Source organism: Tabrizicola thermarum, from assembly GCF_003574395.1.
Lineage (GTDB): Bacteria > Pseudomonadota > Alphaproteobacteria > Rhodobacterales > Rhodobacteraceae > Tabrizicola > Tabrizicola thermarum.
Genome location: NZ_QMJY01000080.1, coordinates 1 through 17,110, shown reverse-complemented (window position 1 = coordinate 17,110; position 17,110 = coordinate 1). Strand labels below are relative to the sequence as shown.

17 protein-coding genes are annotated in these 17,110 nt (G+C 68.0%); 7 read left to right on the top strand and 10 right to left on the bottom strand.

Annotated features, from left to right (window positions below):
• Window positions 1–254: 254 nt before the first annotated feature.
• The 7 genes from D5084_RS13625 to pyrF all read right to left on the bottom strand — a co-directional run bounded on the left by D5084_RS13625 (window position 255) and on the right by pyrF (window position 7,119).
• Window positions 255–1,304: a DUF1513 domain-containing protein gene (locus tag D5084_RS13625; protein WP_128516051.1), complete on the bottom strand. Its 1,050-nt coding sequence runs from the start codon at window positions 1,302–1,304 to the stop codon at window positions 255–257.
• On the bottom strand, window positions 1,301–2,245 hold the full coding sequence (locus D5084_RS13620; RefSeq protein ID WP_128516050.1) for an imelysin family protein: 945 nt from the start codon (window positions 2,243–2,245) through the stop codon (window positions 1,301–1,303). The genes D5084_RS13625 and D5084_RS13620 overlap by 4 nt, the downstream gene beginning before the upstream one ends.
• Window positions 2,245–3,750, bottom strand: a complete 1,506-nt coding sequence (locus D5084_RS13615) for a di-heme oxidoreductase family protein (RefSeq protein WP_128516049.1) — start codon at window positions 3,748–3,750, stop codon at window positions 2,245–2,247. The genes D5084_RS13620 and D5084_RS13615 overlap by 1 nt, the downstream gene beginning before the upstream one ends.
• Before the next feature lie 565 nt (window positions 3,751–4,315).
• Complete coding sequence (gene bfr, locus D5084_RS13610; protein ID WP_128516048.1) at window positions 4,316–4,801, bottom strand: bacterioferritin; 486 nt, start codon at window positions 4,799–4,801, stop codon at window positions 4,316–4,318.
• A 57-nt stretch (window positions 4,802–4,858) separates the two neighbouring features.
• Complete coding sequence (locus D5084_RS13605; RefSeq protein ID WP_128516047.1) at window positions 4,859–5,086, bottom strand: (2Fe-2S)-binding protein; 228 nt, start codon at window positions 5,084–5,086, stop codon at window positions 4,859–4,861.
• Entirely contained in the window at window positions 5,083–6,324 is a 1,242-nt protein-coding gene (locus D5084_RS13600) for an imelysin family protein (protein ID WP_128516046.1), read from the bottom strand. The genes D5084_RS13605 and D5084_RS13600 overlap by 4 nt, the downstream gene beginning before the upstream one ends.
• A gap of 102 nt (window positions 6,325–6,426) precedes the next feature.
• Window positions 6,427–7,119 (bottom strand): orotidine-5'-phosphate decarboxylase, encoded by a 693-nt coding sequence (gene pyrF, locus D5084_RS13595; RefSeq protein ID WP_128516045.1) that lies wholly within the window; start codon window positions 7,117–7,119, stop codon window positions 6,427–6,429.
• Between the two features lie 80 nt (window positions 7,120–7,199).
• Here pyrF and D5084_RS13590 point away from each other — a divergent pair, with 80 nt between their 5' ends.
• The 4 genes from D5084_RS13590 (at window position 7,200) to D5084_RS13575 (ending at window position 10,556) form a co-directional block, all read left to right on the top strand.
• On the top strand, window positions 7,200–8,069 hold the full coding sequence (locus tag D5084_RS13590; RefSeq protein ID WP_128516044.1) for an ROK family protein: 870 nt from the start codon (window positions 7,200–7,202) through the stop codon (window positions 8,067–8,069).
• Window positions 8,060–8,854, top strand: coding sequence for a copper homeostasis protein CutC (locus D5084_RS13585; RefSeq protein WP_128516043.1), 795 nt, complete (start codon window positions 8,060–8,062; stop codon window positions 8,852–8,854). The genes D5084_RS13590 and D5084_RS13585 overlap by 10 nt, the downstream gene beginning before the upstream one ends.
• Before the next feature lie 9 nt (window positions 8,855–8,863).
• Window positions 8,864–9,637: a hypothetical protein gene (locus D5084_RS13580; protein ID WP_128516042.1), complete on the top strand. Its 774-nt coding sequence runs from the start codon at window positions 8,864–8,866 to the stop codon at window positions 9,635–9,637.
• A 94-nt stretch (window positions 9,638–9,731) separates the two neighbouring features.
• Window positions 9,732–10,556 (top strand): TolB family protein, encoded by an 825-nt coding sequence (locus D5084_RS13575; protein WP_128516041.1) that lies wholly within the window; start codon window positions 9,732–9,734, stop codon window positions 10,554–10,556.
• Here D5084_RS13575 and D5084_RS13570 read toward each other — a convergent pair.
• A complete protein-coding gene (locus tag D5084_RS13570) occupies window positions 10,553–10,987 on the bottom strand; it encodes a hypothetical protein (RefSeq protein ID WP_128516040.1) in 435 nt (144 codons plus the stop codon). The two genes, D5084_RS13575 and D5084_RS13570, sit on opposite strands and share 4 nt — an antisense overlap.
• 296 nt (window positions 10,988–11,283) lie before the next feature.
• Here D5084_RS13570 and clpB point away from each other — a divergent pair, with 296 nt between their 5' ends.
• Complete coding sequence (gene clpB, locus D5084_RS13565) at window positions 11,284–13,899, top strand: ATP-dependent chaperone ClpB (protein ID WP_128516039.1); 2,616 nt, start codon at window positions 11,284–11,286, stop codon at window positions 13,897–13,899.
• 128 nt (window positions 13,900–14,027) lie between these two features.
• Here clpB and D5084_RS13560 read toward each other — a convergent pair whose 3' ends face one another.
• On the bottom strand, window positions 14,028–14,519 hold the full coding sequence (locus D5084_RS13560) for a fasciclin domain-containing protein (protein ID WP_128516038.1): 492 nt from the start codon (window positions 14,517–14,519) through the stop codon (window positions 14,028–14,030).
• Window positions 14,520–14,593: 74 nt separating this feature from the next.
• Window positions 14,594–15,070 carry a fasciclin domain-containing protein gene (locus tag D5084_RS13555; protein WP_128516037.1) on the bottom strand — a complete coding sequence of 159 codons (477 nt, stop codon included), beginning with the start codon at window positions 15,068–15,070 and terminating at the stop codon, window positions 14,594–14,596.
• A 289-nt stretch (window positions 15,071–15,359) separates the two neighbouring features.
• On the opposite strand from D5084_RS13555, the gene msrP reads away from it, so the two are divergent.
• Both msrP and msrQ read left to right on the top strand, forming a co-directional pair.
• Entirely contained in the window at window positions 15,360–16,259 is a 900-nt protein-coding gene (gene msrP / locus D5084_RS13550; RefSeq protein ID WP_128516036.1) for a protein-methionine-sulfoxide reductase catalytic subunit MsrP, read from the top strand.
• Window positions 16,259–16,867 (top strand): protein-methionine-sulfoxide reductase heme-binding subunit MsrQ, encoded by a 609-nt coding sequence (gene msrQ, locus D5084_RS13545; RefSeq protein ID WP_128516035.1) that lies wholly within the window; start codon window positions 16,259–16,261, stop codon window positions 16,865–16,867. The genes msrP and msrQ overlap by 1 nt, the downstream gene beginning before the upstream one ends.
• Window positions 16,868–17,110 lie beyond the last annotated feature (243 nt).

The window sequence follows — 17,110 nt, the reverse complement described above, 5'->3', positions numbered from 1 at the left end:
GCGTCAGGAAAACGTTTACCTTTTCCGGGTTCGCTTCCGTTTGCCCAGGGCCTCACTCCGGGGTGGTGAGAGCGGGGATGACGGCACCGGGTCCGGTGACGGTATCGCGGGTGGCGGCGCTGGTGAACCGGAGCGCGTTCCGCGCAAGCCTTTTGTCTCGTCGTCGGGCTGCGCCTCCTCCTCGGGACCTGGGGGCGCTTCGCCCCCCAGACCCCCGGAGAGTATTTGGCAAAGGGCAAGAGCAAGGGGTGTGGTCAGCCTAGGGCGACCAGATGGTTGTCCCATCGGGTGTCTGCGCGGGCGAGGGGGGTGAGGCCCGTGTCGTCGGCGGTCCAGACCGCGCCGCTGCCGTCGGTCACGGTGAAGGTGCCTTCGGTGCTGGCCGCGCCGCAGAGATCGGCGCGGTGGTGGGTGGCGATGTGGCGACCCTTGGCATCGAACAGCATCAGCGCGCCGCCCTTCGGCGAGGTGATGAGAACGCGGTCCCGCGTTGCGGCGATGGACCCGGCATAGCCCTGCATCGTGAAGGCCTCTGCTTCGGGCGGCGCGCACAGCAGGGGTGCTGTGCCGGGGGTCCAGAGGCCAAGCTGCGGGACGGGTTCGGCAGGATCGCCTTCCCATTGCATGGCGAAGGCGATGGCGCTGCCGGACAGTGCAAGGTGGCGGATGGAGTTCTGGCGCAGGTCGGGGAGGTCGATCTGGTCAAGAAGCGCGCCGTCTTCCGCCAGCAGCGTCAGGTTGGGCGCCATGTCCGGGATGTTCAGCTTGGTGCGGTCCACCGGGTCGGTGCGGATGCCGCCATTGGCGACGGCAAGGCGGCCGTCGGGCAGGCGCCTGATTTCATGCGGCCCGATGCCGTGGCTGGGCCAGTCGGTCAGGCGCGTGTAGCCTTGCGTGTTCCAAAGGCCGATGCGCCCTTCGGAGGTTTCGGCCACGACTTCGGAGGTCATCAGAAGCGTGCCATCCGCCGAAAAGGCGCCGTGGCCGTTGAACTGCATGCCGTCGGGCGGGGTCAGGCGGTGTCGGGTGGTGCCGGTGGCACAGTCGATGACAAGAGCGAAGGTGCCGGGGCGGCGGGCGAAGGCGACGGCTTCGGCGCGCACGGGGTGGGCCGCGGCGGCATGGCCGCGACCGGGCAGGGCGACCCGGAACAGGCTGGTGCCGGCGGCGGAGAGGCCGTGCAGGACATAGGCCTCGCCCGCCTTCCCGGCGGCCAGGAAGGCCGGGGCTCCGATGTCGGCCCAGGTCAGGCGCGGGGCAAGACTTGCGGCCAGCGTGGCCAGGAAGGCGCGGCGCCGCATCAGTCGCCATCCTGCGCGTTGAAGCCAAGCTCGACGCCCAGGGCGGGGCCAAGCTCGGCCAGGACGGTGTCGCGGGTCTGGCGCACGGCCTGTTGCAGGATTTCGAGTTTCAGCCAGGCCTGCGGGTCGGCGATGCGGTCGATGTCGGGGTCGAGACCTTGCGCCAGCGCCAGCGCCTGATCGAAGGCCGCAAGACTGCGCGGGCTGTCGGGGTTCAGCGTCAGCGCGAGCTGTTTCAGCGCGGCGAGCGACAGGGCGATGTTGCGGATCGAGCGGCCGGAGGCATGGGCTTCCGCAAGGTCGGGTCGGGGCTTGTCCAGGCTCGCGAGCGGTCGGCCGATGCGGCGGTCGGCCAGGGCTTCAAGGCCGGTGGCAAGCTGGGTGAACAGGGCCTGGGTCGCCTCGTCCGGTTTCAGGAAACGGGGGTTGTCGGGCGCGCCCGCACCCAGCATCAGCGCACCAAAGGGCCCCCAGTCGGCGGCGAGGCGTGACGCCGTGGCGGCAAGATCGTCAGCGGTGGCCCGGATCAGCGGGCAGGGGTCGGTTGGCAGGGTCTCGGCGGGGTAGAGCAGGCGTTCAAGCGCGGGAAGGCCCCGGGCGGCGACGGATTGCTGCGCCATCGCCTCGGCCGTCGGGGGGGCTGCGAGAAGTGCGCGCTGGGCCTTCCAGCCTGCGCCTTTCGGGTCGGGCCAGAAAAGCACGGCCAGGCCGCGGCCGTCCTCTTCGGCGGGTCCGAGGCGCAGGTGATCGACCGCCATCCAGGCGTCGTAGGCTGCGTGGAAGGCGGGGCGGAGCGTCGCAGGGTCGCAGGTGTCAAGGTCTGCCAGGCTCTGGGCGGCTTCGGCAAAGGCGGCAAAGCCGGGGCGGGCGTGATCTGTGACCACGGCGGCGGTGTCGGCCAGCGCGGGGGTGGCGAGAAGCAGGGCCAGGAGGGCAACGCGCATCAGAGGCTTTCCAGAAAGGCGAGGAGCGCGTTGCGGTCCTCGGTGGACATGGCAGCGACGGCGTCGCGCTGGGACTGGGCCTCGCCGCCGTGCCAGAGGATGGCTTCAAGCAGGCTGCGGGCGCGGCCGTCGTGCAGGTATTCGCTGTGGCCGGAGACCTGTTCGGTCAACCCGATGCCCCAGAGCGGCGGGGTCTTCCATTCGCTGCCCGTTGCGCGACCCTCGGGGCGGTTGTCGGCCAGGCCCTCCCCCATGTCGTGGAGGAGGAGGTCGGTGTAGGGCCAGATCAGCTGGAAACTCTGCTCGGGCTGGCCCTCCAGGCGGTGTGTGACGTGTTTCGGCGTGTGGCAGGACTGGCAGCCGGTGCTGTAGAAGACCTGTTTGCCCCGCAGGACCTGCGGGTCGTCGATGTTGCGACGCTCGGGGACGCCCAGGTTGCGGGCGTAGAAGGTGACGAGGTCGAGCGAGGCAGCATCGACTTCCAGCCCGTCGCGGATGCCCGGTTCCTGGCCGTGCGGGGCGTCGATGCAGGTCGGCTGGGCCTTCGTGCAGTCACCCCAGGGCTCGGGGTGGAGGGGGGTGGAGAGGCCCATGTCGCCCGCGAAGGCCCCGGCGGATTGCTCGCGCACGGTCGGAGCGCCGGCCTTGAGGCCGAAGCGGCCAAGCATCGGCACGCCGTATTCGACCGAAGGCACGATCTGCGGGCGGCCGGAGATGCCGTCGCCGTCCCTGTCGTCCTCGTCGGCGCGGGCCAGGATGTCGGCGGCGGGGATCGCCTCCAGCAGGCCGAGGCCGATCATCTGCGGCGCGACGCGGGGAGAGAGCATGAGGCCCTCGGCCGGGGCGCCGTAGGCGGGGGCGGCGAAGCTGTAGGTCGGGGCGCGGAGGCTGACCACGGTGCCGTCGGCAAGGGTCACGGGGGTTTCCGTCCAGACGATGTCCATCCGGCCCTCGGCGGCATGGCCGGGGGCGGCAAGGTCCTGAAGCTGGCCGCCATAGGTCGGGTCCGGGCTGGTGGCGATCCAGTCGGCGATGCCTTCGGGCACGGGGCCGCCGGGGACCGAGAGCCGCAGGAACATCGACACCCGAGAGGCGTCGGCATCGGCGGGCGTATGGCCGCGGCCGTCCTTCAGGTGGCAGTCCTGGCAGGCGCGGGCGTTGTAGAGCGGGCCAAGGCCGTCGGAGGCAAGCGTGGAGGACGGCGCGGCGACCCAGGTCTTGCGGAACAGCGCGTTGCCAAGCTTGAAGTCCATCTCGCGCTCGAAGGGCATGTTGGCGGAGTGCTGGCTGAAGGCATCGGCGGTGGCAATGGCGCGGACGGTGGCGGCGCCGGCGGGCCTGGCCTCGAAGGGCTCGGGTCTGGAGAAATCGGTAGGGGGGGCCAGAACGGCGGCGATCCTGGCGTCGTCGGCTGCGGTGCGGGGGATCACGGCAAGGTGGCGGTCGTCCAGGCCCTCGGCAAGGGCGGGCGCGGCGGCAAGGCAAAGCAGAAGGGCAAGACGCATGGTGGCCTCCGTCGCGGGAGTCATACTCCTGATTTCCTGACGGATTCAATCGGGAAAATGCTTCCGCGGCGCGGCAAGGCGTTTTCCCCGCGCGGACAATGGCCTGCCCGACAAGCTGCCGGACCTGTGCGGTCACTTCGCCGCAGCCGGAAACCGCCCGAAAACGATTGCCTTCGACGCGGCCTGCGATTCAATGGCGACATCAGAACGGTGCGCGTAACGAGTTCTGCTTTGCTTCACGCACCTGGTCCTGCCGCAGCTCGCGGTCGGACCCCCTGCGGTGCGGGATCACAGAAACTCCGGGTCATCCGGCTGTTCGTCATATCGCATCGGCGCCCGGTTGGGCGCGCGGGTCCTCGCCCAGGGTCCGCCCCGTCGGCAGCCGCAGTCCGGCGCGGTCGGGGGCATGGCCCACCTCCTCGGCGATCTGCCCGACCCATCGCCGTCAAGGCGACGACGACAGGGGGCAAGCCTGCGATGGGAAGACGCGAAATGTCCCGACCGGAAGACCACCACCCACAGGGCGACGGGGCGTCCGGGGGCGTCAGCCGACGCCCGCCCGGCGCTACTCGGCCTTGCTGGCGGGCCTGGCGTTCAGCAGACTGTATTTCTCGGCGCCGATGCTGTCGAACAGGCCAAGCTGGGTTTCCAGAAAGTCGATATGGCCTTCCTCGTCGGCCAGAAGTTCGTCGAACAGCGCCCGGGTCACGAAATCGCCGACCTGATCGCAGTATTTGCGGGCCTCGATGTAAAGCGCGCGCGCATCGTGTTCGGCGGCCAGGTCAGCCTCGAGCGTTTCGCGCACCGTCTGGCCAATGCGCAGGGGGTCCAGCTTCTGCAGGTTCGGATGGCCTTCCAGAAAGATGATCCGCGCGATCAGACGGTCGGCGTGGTGCATCTCCTCGACCGATTCCGCGCGGGACTTGTCGGCAAGATGGCCGACGCCCCAATCCTCTTGCAGCCGGTAGTGCAGCCAGTACTGGCTGACTGCGGTCAGTTCGGACCGGAGTGCCGCGTTGAGGTAGTCGATGACTTTCTTGTCGCCCTTCATGTCAACTCCTTTCGTGCCGGGTGCCGGGTGAACGGCTGGGTGCGGTTGGTGGTTCCCTCAGCCCGTCTTGCGGACGAGATCGGGCGCGGCGGGGATGTGGAAGGCCGGGGTCAGCCGCAGCGTTTCAAGAAACAGGGGCATGCAGCCGCCACAGTCGGCCCGTTTGCCCAAGGCGCGATAGACCTTGCCGGGGGTGATGAGCGTCTGCGGATCGGCAGCGCGCATCCAGTCCACCGCCGCGCGGATGTCGTGGTCGGTGATGGACTGGCAATGACAGACGATCATTGGAAGACGGCGCCCGGATTGTCGAGACTGTCGGAGCCTTCAAAGCTGACCTTCGACAGGCCAAGGGCCGTCACCGCGCGGTCGATCGAGGCGGTCTGCGTCACCAGGGCATTGACCCCGGCCATGATGAGCCCCTCGCCCCGCGCATTGCCGGGCGCAAGCATCTGGTCATAGGCGAACCCGGACTCGGCAGCCGCCTTCACGGCGCCAAGCGCCGCGACCGAGGCGTCGAGTTCGGACCGGAGCCGGCTGTCCACGGCCGGGTCGGCGGCGGCGACCAGATCGGACAGTGCAGGGCCTTCAAGAACCGTGCCGTCCACCCGGGTATACCGGCCCAGATAGACGTTGCGGATGCCCACGGCGTCGTAGAAATGGCTGTTGTGGGTGTTGTCGGAAAAGCAGTCCTGCTCTTCCTCGGGGTCGTTCAGCATCAGGCCCAGCTTCATCCGCTCTCCGGCCAGTTCGCCGTAGGACAGGCTGCCCATGCCGGTCAGCATGGCCAGAAGCCCGGCCTGCGGATCGGCGGTGACACGGGCGCGGGCGGTGCCATCGGCGTCCCAGTTGTCCACCATCTCGGTCAGATCCTGCACCAGAAGGTCGGTTGCGGCCCGAAGATAGGCGGCGCGGCGGTCGCAATTGCCGCCGGTGCAGCCTTCGCCCGCCACGAAGTCGGTGAAGGGACGGTTGCCTGCGCCCGGTCCGGTGCCGTTCAGGTCCTGCCCCCAAAGGAGGAATTCGATGGCGTGATAGCCCGAGGCGACATTGGCCTCGATCCCGTCGGCTTCATGCAGGGTCCCGGCAATCAGCGCGGGGGTGATGGTGGTGGCGTCGATCGTGACACCCGACAGGGTGAAGGTCGGGGTGGCGATGACGTTCAGTCTGGCAAGGGCGTTTTCCTCGTTGCCATAGTCGGACGAGACATAGTCGATCAGACCTTCGTCCAGCGGCCAGGCGTTCACCCGGCCCTCCCAGTCGTCGACGACCGGGTTGCCAAAGCGGAAGGCCTCGGACTGCTGATAGGGAACGCGGGCGGCGATCCAGGCGGCGCGGGCGGCCTGGAGGGTGTCCTCCGACGGGTTGGCGATCAGGGCCTCGACGGCCGCTTGCAGGGCCTGGGCGGTGGTCAGGCTGTCCTGATAGGTGGCAAGGCCGATGTCGGCGTAGTGTCGCGTCACCTCTTCGGGCGTGACGGCAAGGGCGGGGGTGGCGCTGAGGACGAAAGCGGCAAGGAGGCGCATGGCAGGACCTTCGGTTGTCTGCCGATTGTCTGACAAAAACGCTAGGGTTTGTAAACCCGATTCTTTTACTTGGGAAACGGGCGGCGATCTTTTTGCGAAGGATCAGGGAAGCTCGGCGAGGATGGCGCGGGCGGCGGCGGCGGGGTCTTTCGCCTGCCAGACGGGCCGTCCGACGACGATGTGGTCGGCCCCGTCGGCGATGGCCTGATGCGGGGTGGCGATCCGCTTCTGGTCGCCGGTGGCGGCGCCAGCCGGGCGGACGCCGGGTGTGACGATCAGCTTGCCCCGCGCCTGCGGCAGGGCGCGGATCATCGCGGCCTCCTGCGGGCTGGCGATCACGCCATCGGCCCCCGCCTCCAGCGCGCGGGCGGCGCGTTCCAGGGTGATGGCGTGGATGTCGCCGGGCTTGATGAGGTTCGCATCCAGGTCGGCGCGGTCCAGCGAGGTGAGGATGGTCACCGCCAGGATCTTCAGCCCCGTGCCGCCCTTGCCGGTGGCCGCAGCGGTGACGACCTGCGGGTCGCCGTGGACCGTAAGGAAGTCGAGATCGTATTGCGCAAGGCCCCGCACGGCGGCCTCGATGGTGGCGCCGATGTCGAACAGCTTCATGTCGAGGAACACGCGCTTGCCCTGCTCGTGCTTCAGCGCATTGGCCAGCGCAAGCCCGCCACCGGTCAGCATCCCGAGGCCGATCTTGTAGAAACCGGCGGCATCCCCGATCCGGGCGACGAGGTCGAGGCCCTGCACCACGTTCGGCACGTCCAGGGCGACGATCAGACGGTCATCTGCGGGCATCGGGCTCTCCTGTAGGGGTCGGGGCGGTTTGACGGCGCGGGACAGGGCTGTCAAGACTGGCGGAAAAACCGAGGTGAGGGATGATCCTGGCACTGGACATCGGCGGCAGCCGGATCAAGGCGGCCGCCTGGGACGGGGCGCTGCGGCCTCTGGGCGAGGCGGCAACCCCGTCGGGCGACGCCGCGGCATTCATGCAGGCGCTCACCCGGTTCACGACGGGCGCCGAGCGCGGGATCGCGGTCTCCATCGCAGGTGTCGTCGATCCGGTAACGGGCGTTGGCAGGGTGGCCAATATCCCGGCGATCGACGGTCTGGCCCTGGCACCCGCGCTGGAGGCGGCGACGGGGCGGCCGGTCCTGGTCCAGAACGACGCCGACTGCTTTGCGCTGGCCGAGGCGATGCAGGGTGCGGGGCGGGGGCGGCGGTCGGTCTTCGGGGTCATCCTGGGCTCGGGTGTCGGCGGCGGGCTGGTCCATGCGGGGCGCGTGCTGACCGGCGCGGGCGGCTATGCCGGGGAATGGGGGCATGGGCCGGTGATCCGGGGCGAGTTCGCCTTCCGGTGCGGCTGCGGGCAGGTCGGCTGCCTTGATACCGTCGGCTCGGCGCGCGGGCTGGAGCGGCTGCACCGCAAGCGGACGGCCGCGCTTCTGGGGGCAGAGGCGATCATCGCGGGCTGGATGGCCGGAGAGGCCGAGGCGGGCGAGACCATGGCGCTCTGGCGCGAGCTGGTGGCGGGGCCGCTGGCGATGGTGCTGAACGTCCTCGGCGCGGATGTGGTGCCGGTGGGGGGCGGCCTGTCCCGCGCGCCGGGGCTGGTGGAATATCTGGACGAGGCAGTGCGGGTGCGCATCCTGCGGCGGACGAAGGCTCCGCTGCTGGTGCCGGCGCAATGCGGGGCCGATGCCGGGCTGCTGGGCGCGGCGCTGGCGGGGGCGGCGGCATGGGGCTGAGGCTGGAGGTCTGCGTCGATACGGCCGAGGGGCTGGCCCAGGCCGTCGCGGGCGGCGCGGACCGGATCGAGCTGTGCGCGGCGCTGGCGCTGGGGGGCCTCACGCCCTCGGCCGGGCTGATCGGTCTGGCGGCGGGCTGTGGCGTGCCCGTCGTGGCGATGATCCGGCCGCGCGCGGGGGATTTCGTCTGGTCCGAGGCCGAGGTCGCGATGATGGAAGTCGAGATCGCGGCGGTCCGCGCGGCGGGGCTGGCCGGGGTGGTGCTGGGGGCCAGCCTGCCGGATGGGCGGCTGGATGTGCCGGTGCTGCGGCGGCTGGTGGCGGCGGCGACGCCGGATGCCGGAGACCGATTTCTTCGAAGAAATCGGGACGGAGCCTTCGAAGGCTCCGGTCCGGAGTTTTCGAAAACTCCGGACGCCCCCGATCTGGTGCTGCACCGCTGCATCGACCTTGTGCCCGACATGGGCGCGGCCCTGGAAGAGGCGGTCGCGCTGGGATTTCACCGTATCCTGACCTCGGGCGGGGCAGTGACGGCCGAGGCGGGCGCGGCGCGGATCGCGGCGCTGGTCGCGCAGGCGGCGGGGCGGATCACGGTCATGCCGGGGTCGGGGGTGACCCCGGGAAATGCGGCAAAGCTGAAGGGGCTTGGCATCACCGAGATTCACGCGTCATGTTCGGCTGCGGTTCCGGTCACGGGCCGCGTGGTCGAGCTGGGCTTTGCGCCCCCGGTCCGGCGGCAGACCTCGGCGGATCAGGTGCGGGCCCTGCGGAAGGCTTTGGCATAGGAGCGCGGCATGGACATCTCTCTGACTTTCGAGCGCCCCGAGGACGGGCCGGAGTCCGGTCCGCTGACCGTGGGCTGGTTCCTGGCGCAGGACAAGGGTGCGGTGCTCTATGACCCGCCCGAGCGGGTGCAGATCCGCCCGCCGAACAAGGCGCATGCCAAGTCGGCCAGCCGCTGCCCGGCGGTGATCCAGCTGGAAAGCCGGTATTTCCTGGTGAAATGCCCCTTCGACCTGCACATCGGGTTCCAGCGCGACGCGAAGGGCAAGGCGGTGCTGGTGAACAAGGCCGGTGCGGCCTCGCCCATCCGGTCGTCGAAGCTGAACGAGGTGCTGACGCTGGTTTCGGAGGCCGAGTGGCGTTTCCCCGACCGGCCCACGGTGCAGCTTCACCTGCCCTATTACTTCATCGCCGACGAGATGGTTTACCTCTCGCAACTGTCGGCCTTTGCGCATTACCGGCCCGATCCCTTGCCCGGCACGATCTTCGGCGGGCGCTTTCCGATCTCGATCTGGCCGCGCCCCCTGATGTGGGCGTTCGAGTGGCACGAGCCGCAGAAGGACCTGATCCTGCGGCGCGGAGAGCCGCTGTTCTATGTCCAGTTCGAGGGGATGGACCCCTCGCGCCCGGTGCAGCTGATCGAGGCGGAGCGGACGGCAGAGGTGCAGGCCTATCTGGACAGCCTCTCGGGCGTGGTGAACTACGTCAGTCAGACATTTTCGCTGTTCAAGGCGGCAGAAGGGTTGCGGCCGAAGAAGCTGCTGGTCGCGAAGGACCGGGGCTAGGTGCCATGTGGCTGGCCCGGGGGCGCTGCCCCGGACCCCGGAGTATTTGTGAAAAGAGCAAGTGCGATTTCAATCGAATTGAAGGGGTCAGGCCATGCGCAGCATCATCGAGACCTATGAGGTGGGTTCGGGCCGGGTGACCGAGGTGCTGGCGGTCGAGGGCCGGATCGAAGCGCCGAACTGGGCGCCGTCGGGGGATTGGCTGCTGGTGAACGGCGAGGGGCGGCTGTTCCGGGTGCCCTTGGCGAAGCCTGCGCTTGAGCCGCTGGACACGGGCGCGGCGGTGAAATGCAACAACGACCACGGGATCAGCCCGGATGGCCGGACGATCATCCTGTCCTCGCACCATGAGGGGGCGGGGTCGCAGGTCTATCTGATGCCGGTGGAAGGGGGCGAGCCGGTGAAGGTCTCGCCCGACAGCCCGAGTTGGTGGCATGGGGTGTCGCCGGATGGGAAGACCTTGGCCTATGTCGCCTCGCGGGGCGGAAGCCGGGTGATCGACGTCCATACTCTGGTGCCGGGGGAGGAGGAGAAGCGGCTGACCTTCGGCGAGGGGCATTGCGACGGGCCGGATTTCAGCGCCGATGGGGCGCGCATCTACTATAACTGCGACCGGACGGGCCATGCGCAGATCTGGGTGATGGCGGCGGACGGGTCGGGGCAGCGGCAACTGTTCGCGGACGATCAGGTGAACTGGTTCCCGCATCCTTCGCCGGACGGGCGGCATCTGGTCTATCTGGCCTATCCGCCGAGCACCACGGGGCATCCGCCCGACCTGCCTGTCGCTCTGGTTCTCTGCGACCCCGAGGGTGGCAACCGGCGACGGGTGCGCGAATTCATCGGCGGTCAGGGCACGATCAACGTCCCCTCCTGGGCGCCGGACGGCAGCGCCTTCGCCTATGTGCGCTATGAGCCCTAGGCGGTCCGCAGGCCGCTGAGCCCCTTCGGCGGCCGGGGTTTCGGGTCGGGCAGCGGCAGGTCTACCGTCTGCAGGATCGGTTGCAGGTGCCGCGGATCGCCCCAGACCGAGATGTAGACCTCGGGCGGGTAGCCGTTCGCCAGATGCTCGGGCACAAGGTCGATGATCCGCACCCGCAGGTCGTCGCCATGCGCCAGCGAGGGGGAAACGATCTCCTCCGCCACCGGGCCAAGATGGCCGACCAGCCCTTCGCGGTGATGCGGGATCACGCCCAGGATCGGTTTCCGCAGCCGGGCGAAGACACCGATGCGCCCGTCCGACAGCCGGTCCAGCCGCGCGCTGTCGCCGATGGCCAGGCCGGTGCGGGCGACATGGATGGCAAGACCCTCGACCGGGGCCTTGTGGATCAGGGGAAGTTTGGCGTCGCTCATGGGCCTCGGCCTTTCGTTCGGAAGCTCCGAGGATGGGGAGGCCAAGGGGCCGGGCGCAAGGGCAGCCTGCCCCGTGGCCGGTGGGGCAAGCCCGATACCGCCGATGCCGGGGCACGCGATCGGCAAGGAAAGGCCGAGATCCGGCCGCAGCGACAGGTTTTCCGGCGCTGTGGTTTTTGCGCAAGCAGGGATTGCAAAGTTTTCGGGCCGCGCCCAGATGAAGCGCAAGGCCTTCACGCGGTGGGCTGGATACCCGGGCACCGCAGGCGGGGCGCTTAACACAAGGAGAATGACCGATGAATTTGGAGAAATTCACGGAACGGTCGCGCGGTTTCCTTCAGGCCGCACAGACCATCGCGATGCGGGAAAGCCACCAGCGCGTGCTGCCCGACCATCTGCTGAAGGCACTGATGGATGACGACCAGGGCCTCGCGGCGAACCTGATCCGCAAGGCGGGCGGTTCGCCCGAACGGGTGAACGAGGCGATCAACGCCTCCATCGCCAAGCTGCCCAAGGTCACGGGCGGCGACGGGCAGACCTATGTCGATCCGCAGCTTGTCCGCGTGCTGGACGAGGCGGAGGCCGTGGCGAAGAAGGCCGGCGACAGCTTTGTGCCGGTGGAACGGCTGCTGACCGCGCTGGCCTTGGTGAACACGCGGGCCAAGGATGCGCTGACGGCGGGGGCGGTGACGGCCCAGGGGCTGAACACGGCGATCAACGAAGTCCGCAAGGGGCGGACGGCGGATTCGGCCTCGTCGGAAGACACGATGGAGGCGCTGAAGAAATACGCCCGCGACCTGACCGAAGCGGCGCGCGAGGGCAAGATCGACCCGATCATCGGGCGCGACGAGGAGATTCGCCGCGCGATGCAGGTCCTGTCCCGCCGGACCAAGAACAACCCGGTGCTGATCGGCGAACCCGGCGTCGGGAAGACGGCGATTGCCGAGGGTCTCGCCCTGCGCATCGTCAACGGCGACGTGCCGGAGAGCCTGCGCAACAAGCGGCTGATGGCGCTGGACATGGGCGCGCTGATCGCGGGGGCCAAGTATCGCGGCGAGTTCGAGGAGCGGCTGAAGGCCATCCTGAAAGAGATCGAGGCCGCGGCGGGCGAGATCATCCTCTTCATCGACGAGATGCACACCCTTGTCGGTGCCGGAAAATCCGAAGGCGCGATGGACGCGGCGAACCTCATCAAGCCGGCGCTTGCGCGGGGTGAGTTGCACTGCATCGGCGCGACCACGCTGGACGAATACCGCAAGCATGTGGAAAAGGACGCGGCCCTTGCCCGTCGCTTCCAGCCGGTGTTCGTGAACGAGCCGACGGTCGAGGACACGATCAGCATCCTGCGCGGGATCAAGGAGAAGTATGAGCTTCACCACGGGGTGAAGATCAGCGATTCGGCCCTGGTTGCGGCAGCGACGCTGTCGCACCGCTACATCACCGACCGCTTCCTGCCCGACAAGGCGATCGACCTGGTGGACGAGGCCGCGAGCCGTCTGCGCATGGAGGTGGACTCCAAGCCCGAAGAGCTGGACGCGCTGGATCGCCAGATCCTTCAGTTGCAGATCGAGGCCGAGGCCCTGAAGAAGGAGGACGATGCGGCCTCGCGGGACCGGCTGGAGAAGCTGGAGAAGGAACTGGCCGATCTCCAGCAGAAATCGGCCGAGATGACCGCCAAGTGGCAGGCCGAGCGCGACAGTCTCGAGGCCGCGCGCAGCCTGAAGGAGCAGCTGGATCACGCCCGCGCCGAACTGGATCAGGCCAAGCGCGAGGGCAACTTCGCCCGGGCCGGGGAGCTGCAATACGGCCGCATCCCCGAACTGGAGAAGAAGCTGGCCGAGGCCGAAGCCCGGGAGGGCGAGGCTCTGGTCGCCGAAGCGGTCCGCCCCGAGCAGATCGCCGAAGTGGTGGAGCGTTGGACCGGTATTCCCACCAGCAAGATGCTGGAAGGCGAGAAGGAAAAGCTCCTGAAGATGGAAGAGGAGCTGGGCAAGCGCGTCGTGGGGCAGCGGGCGGCGGTGGAAGCCGTCAGCCGGGCCGTGCGGCGGTCGCGGGCCGGGCTGTCGGATGAAAACCGGCCGCTGGGCAGCTTCCTGTTCCTGGGTCCCACCGGCGTCGGCAAGACCGAGCTGACCAAGGCGCTGGCCGAATACCTGTTTGACGACGACAGCGCGATGGTCCGCATCGACATGTCGGAGTTCATGGAGAAGCACTCCGTCGCCCGGCTGATCGGCGCGCCTCCGGGCTATGTCGGCTATGACGAAGGCGGCGTGCTGACCGAAGCCGTCCGGCGCAGGCCCTATCAGGTCGTGCTGTTCGACGAGGTCGAAAAGGCCCACCCGGACGTGTTCAACGTGCTGTTGCAGGTGCTGGACGATGGCCGTCTGACCGATGGTCAGGGCCGGACGGTGGACTTCAAGCAGACGCTGATCATCCTGACCTCGAACCTCGGGGCGCGGGCGCTGTCCGAGTTGCCGGAAGGCGCGGATGCCAGCGCGGCCAAGGCCGAGGTGATGGAGGCGGTCCGGGCGCATTTCCGGCCCGAATTCCTGAACCGTCTGGACGAGATGATCATCTTCGACCGGCTGAACCGGGCGGATATGGCGGGCATCGTCGAGATCCAGCTGAAACGGCTGGAACAGCGCCTTGCCGCGCGTAAGATCAAGCTGGATCTGGATGCCGACGCCAAGGCCTGGCTGGCGGATGAGGGCTATGATCCGGTCTTCGGCGCCCGGCCCCTGAAGCGGGTGATCCAGCGCCAGTTGCAGGACCCCCTGTCCGAAATGCTTCTGGCCGGCGAGGTGCTTGACGGCACGACGATCCGGGTGACAGCGGGGCCGGATGGCCTGATCATCGGCGACCGGGTGGTGCAAAGCCGCCGGGAACGGCCTGCGCAGGCGGTCGTCCACTGATGCAAAAGGGGGCCTTCGGGCCCCCTTTCTTCTGGCGTGGCAAAGGTCGACGGGTGGCTGACGCCCACAGCTAGGCCATTGATTTCACTAAGGTCGAAAAGCGGCCCACATGTGGGCAGCGCGCGCGCTCACTTCGGCAGCAGGACCTTGTCGATGACGTGGATCACCCCGTTCGAGGCCATGATGTCCGCCGTCGTCACCCGGGATTTGTTGACCTTCACCCCATTGCGGCCGTCGATGTGGACCGTCTGGCCCTGCACGGTCGCCACGTCCATCCGCTTGCCCGCCAGGTGGTCCGAGGTCACCGCACCCGGCACGACATGGTAGGTCAGCACCTTGATGAGCTGGTCCTTGTTTTCCGGCTTCAGCAGGTTCTCCACCGTGCCCTTCGGCAGGGCGGCGAAGGCCGCGTTGGTGGGCGCGAAGACCGTGAAGGGGCCGTCGCCCTTCAGCGTGTCGACAAGGCCCGCCGCGCTCACGGCGGCGACGAGGGTCGAGAAGTCCTCGTTCGACGAGGCGATGTCGACGATATCGGGTTCCTTCGGCGTGGCGACGCAGGCGGAAAGCAGGGCAGCGACGGAAACGGCTCCGGCAAGGCGGAGGATGGTGCGGCGGTTCATGTGGTGTCCCCTGTTGGATGGATAGCTGGTCCGGAACGGAACGGGGGGCGCCACCGGCGCCCCCCGAACCTGCCTTACATCGGCGGCAGGATGACGCTGTCGATGACGTGGATCACGCCGTTCGAGGCGGCAACGTCCGGCATCGAGATCACGGCGCCGTTGACCTTCGGCCCGCCGTCCAGAGTGATGGTCACTTCCGCGCCGTTCACGGTCTTGGCCTTCATGCCCTCGGTCAGGTCGGTCGACATGACCTTGCCCGGCACGACGTGGTAGGTGAGGATCGAAACCAGCTTGTCCTTGTTTTCCGGCTTCAGCAGGTCCTCGACGGTGCCCGCGGGCAGAGCGGCGAAGGCGGCATCGGTCGGCGCGAAGACGGTGAACGGGCCTTCGCCCTTCAGCGTTTCCACCAGACCAGCCGCAGTCAGCGCCGCGGCGAGGGTGTTGAACGAGCCCGCGGCGACGGCGGTATCGACGATGTCTTTGTCCTGTGCGAAGGCAGGCATCGCAAAGGCGGTGGCGGCGGTCAGGGCAAGAAAGGTTCTGCGGATCATGTGGTGTCACTCCCGTGATGATCGGTCATGCCGTCATTGGCAGAAGGGATAGTCGCGGGATGCGACATCGGATCAGTGCGACATTTCCGTGAGTTGCCCTTGACCCCCGGGCGCCGCGCCCTAAGCCGCGTCGTTTCAGGATTTCCAGTAAAAGCTCCGTGAGAAGAGTTCAGATCACGTGACCGATCTGAAGCAATGTTTCAGGGCCTTGCCGCACACGTGACGCGCCTTGGTTTGCCTTTCCTGCAAGATGGCGCATCCTTCCGCGAACCCGAAACGGAGTTTTCTGATGCGTCTGCACTGGTCCGATGTCACGCCAAAGCCGCTGTGGCTGAACCGCCGCCAGCTGATCGCCGGGGCTGCGGCCCTGACCGCGACCCCGGCCCTCGCCCGGATCGAGGCGGCCTCCAGCGCCTATTCGACCGATGCCGAGCCGAACAGCCTGGAGGACATCACCAGCTACAACAACTTCTACGAATTCGGCACCGACAAGAGCGACCCGGCGCGCTATGCGGGCGGGCTGACTTTGGACCCCTGGTCGATCGTCATCGACGGGCTGGTGGACAAGCCCGGCACTTACGACCTGGCGGATGTCATGCAGGGCCAGCCGCTGGAAGAGCGGATCTACCGCTTTCGCTGTGTCGAGGCCTGGTCGATGGTCGTGCCCTGGATCGGGTTCGAGCTGGCGGGGCTGCTGAAGCGGGTGGGCGTGCAGCCGTCCGCGAAGTTCGTCGCCTTCGAGACGCTGGTCCGGCCCGAGGAGATGCCGGGGCAGAAAAGCCCGTTCATCGACTGGCCCTATCGTGAGGGGCTGCGCCTTGACGAGGCGATGCATCCTCTGACCATCCTGGCGACCGGCCTTTACGGCGAGCCGATGCCCAAACAGAACGGCGCGCCGATCCGGCTGGTCGTGCCGTGGAAATACGGGTTCAAGTCGATCAAGTCGATCGTGCGCATCAGCCTGACCGCAGAGATGCCGCCCACCACCTGGAACATGTTGCAGCCGCAGGAATACGGCTTCTATGCCAACGTGAACCCGAAGGTGGATCACCCGCGCTGGAGCCAGGCCTCGGAACGCCGGATCGGTGCGGGCCTGTTCGGCGGACGGCAGGATACACTGATGTTCAACGGCTATGAGGCCGAGGTGGCGTCCTTGTACGCAGGTCAGGACCTGGCGAAGGACTATTGATGGACTGGCTGAACGCGCAGGCGCGCCGCGTTCCGACCTGGGTGGTCTACCTTCTGGGCCTGGTGCCCCTGGGCCTTCTGGTCTGGGGCGCGGTCTTCGGGGGGCTGGGTCCCGATCCGGTCAAGGCGATCGAGCGGGGTCTCGGCGAACGGGGGCTGCAATTCCTGCTGGCCTCGCTGGCCATCACGCCCCTGCGGCGGGTGGGGCTGAACCTCTTGCGCTTTCGCCGCGCCTTGGGACTGCTGTCCTTTGCATATGTCGCGCTGCATCTGGTGGCCTGGGTCTGGCTGGACATGGGCCTGCGCTGGGGCGAGATGCTGGCCGACCTCACGAAGCGGCCCTTCGTGATCGTGGGGATGATCGGGTTCCTCGTGATGATTCCGCTGGCGGCGACCTCGTGGAATGGGGCGATCCGGCGGCTGGGCTCGGCGGCATGGAACCGGCTGCACCGGCTGGCCTATGTGGCGATTCTGGCCGGGGCGGTGCATTTGGCGCTGTTGTCCAAAGTGTGGACGACCGAGGTTCTGGTCTATTTCGGCCTGTCACTGGGGCTTCTGGCCCTGCGCCTGATGCCGAAGGCCCGGGCAGGGCGGCGCGCATCGGTCTGATCGGGCCTCCGGCTGTGCTGCAATCGCAAGAAAATTGCCGCAACGCCGCGTCCGTTGTGGGCTTTCTTGCGCCAACCACCAGATTTTGCGGTGTTTTCGGACTGCTGCAAAAATTTTGCGACAGAGGTGTTTTTTGCTCTTGCGGGTTCCGCGCCTCGTCCGTAAATACCGCCTCACCGAAGCGGAACGGCGACGGTGACGGACGGAAGCGGACGGGAACGGAAGCGACGGTTCGGAAAATCT

Coding starts and splice junctions, on each gene's coding strand:
- D5084_RS13590 (WP_128516044.1), top strand. CDS start 7,200: ATGATCCTGGCACTGGACATCGGCGGCAGCCGGATCAAGGCGGCCGCC.
- D5084_RS13585 (WP_128516043.1), top strand. CDS start 8,060: ATGGGGCTGAGGCTGGAGGTCTGCGTCGATACGGCCGAGGGGCTGGCC.
- D5084_RS13605 (WP_128516047.1), bottom strand. CDS start 5,086: ATGATCGTCTGTCATTGCCAGTCCATCACCGACCACGACATCCGCGCG.
- bfr (WP_128516048.1), bottom strand. CDS start 4,801: ATGAAGGGCGACAAGAAAGTCATCGACTACCTCAACGCGGCACTCCGG.
- clpB (WP_128516039.1), top strand. CDS start 11,284: ATGAATTTGGAGAAATTCACGGAACGGTCGCGCGGTTTCCTTCAGGCC.
- D5084_RS13575 (WP_128516041.1), top strand. CDS start 9,732: ATGCGCAGCATCATCGAGACCTATGAGGTGGGTTCGGGCCGGGTGACC.
- D5084_RS13620 (WP_128516050.1), bottom strand. CDS start 2,245: ATGCGCGTTGCCCTCCTGGCCCTGCTTCTCGCCACCCCCGCGCTGGCC.
- D5084_RS13580 (WP_128516042.1), top strand. CDS start 8,864: ATGGACATCTCTCTGACTTTCGAGCGCCCCGAGGACGGGCCGGAGTCC.
- D5084_RS13615 (WP_128516049.1), bottom strand. CDS start 3,750: ATGCGTCTTGCCCTTCTGCTTTGCCTTGCCGCCGCGCCCGCCCTTGCC.
- msrP (WP_128516036.1), top strand. CDS start 15,360: ATGCGTCTGCACTGGTCCGATGTCACGCCAAAGCCGCTGTGGCTGAAC.
- msrQ (WP_128516035.1), top strand. CDS start 16,259: ATGGACTGGCTGAACGCGCAGGCGCGCCGCGTTCCGACCTGGGTGGTC.
- D5084_RS13560 (WP_128516038.1), bottom strand. CDS start 14,519: ATGAACCGCCGCACCATCCTCCGCCTTGCCGGAGCCGTTTCCGTCGCT.
- D5084_RS13570 (WP_128516040.1), bottom strand. CDS start 10,987: ATGAGCGACGCCAAACTTCCCCTGATCCACAAGGCCCCGGTCGAGGGT.
- D5084_RS13555 (WP_128516037.1), bottom strand. CDS start 15,070: ATGATCCGCAGAACCTTTCTTGCCCTGACCGCCGCCACCGCCTTTGCG.
- D5084_RS13600 (WP_128516046.1), bottom strand. CDS start 6,324: ATGCGCCTCCTTGCCGCTTTCGTCCTCAGCGCCACCCCCGCCCTTGCC.
- pyrF (WP_128516045.1), bottom strand. CDS start 7,119: ATGCCCGCAGATGACCGTCTGATCGTCGCCCTGGACGTGCCGAACGTG.